Source organism: Bartonella sp. AA23NXGY (genome assembly GCF_042197165.1).
Lineage (GTDB): Bacteria > Pseudomonadota > Alphaproteobacteria > Rhizobiales > Rhizobiaceae > Bartonella.
Genome location: NZ_JBHIRO010000109.1, coordinates 1 through 594, shown reverse-complemented (window position 1 = coordinate 594; position 594 = coordinate 1). Strand labels below are relative to the sequence as shown.

Genomic DNA, 594 nt, shown 5'->3' with positions numbered 1-594 from the left:
AATGATACGACCTATAGTGTCCTTCTCCATGGATCCGTAGTAATCACCACGATCAATAAAGACCACGACTATATCAGTCGCTCTGGTCAATCCCAGCGCATCCGCTATTCCATTACGCTCTTGCCCTTTTTTAATGGCGGAAAACCACAAGGACAATACCAAGAGGGACAATATCAAATGGGGTATTACCAAGAGGGACAAACTCTATGAAGATACCAGAAAAACATGTTGTTGTAGAGCTAGAGGATATGAGCCTCGATCTCCTTTGCTTTCACCATGTCATGGCTGTGTTAGGGGACCGTTCTCAAGTTGGGGGACTAAACGGCTATTTAGAAGCCACACTGGAAGCCAATCCAGAGATTGCCAAATATGGTGTGTTTTTACCACGGGGCTTAAAGGTCATGCTGCCTGAATTTGTGTTGTCTAATCCTCAAAGCATGGTGAAGCGGTTATGGGATTAATGCGTACACACCCTTTTATTGTGGTCAAGGTGGGAGACAAACCTGTTCATGAGGTTTTTTACCAGCGTCTTTTAACCGCAACTATCACGGATCATGCCGGGAATGAAGCCGATACATTTGAAGCAGAGTTTGA

At 44.8% G+C, this 594-nt stretch carries 1 protein-coding gene and 2 pseudogenes; all 3 read left to right on the top strand.

Features of this window, described 5'->3' with window-relative positions:
* A pseudogene (locus tag ACFINY_RS09930) lies at positions 1 to 210 on the top strand (phage tail protein); the annotation flags it as partial.
* Complete coding sequence (locus tag ACFINY_RS09925; RefSeq protein WP_375611304.1) at positions 207 to 461, top strand: tail protein X; 255 nt, start codon at positions 207 to 209, stop codon at positions 459 to 461. The pseudogene ACFINY_RS09930 and the gene ACFINY_RS09925, both read left to right, overlap by 4 nt.
* A pseudogene (locus tag ACFINY_RS09920) lies at positions 452 to 594 on the top strand (late control protein); the annotation flags it as partial. The gene ACFINY_RS09925 and the pseudogene ACFINY_RS09920, both read left to right, overlap by 10 nt.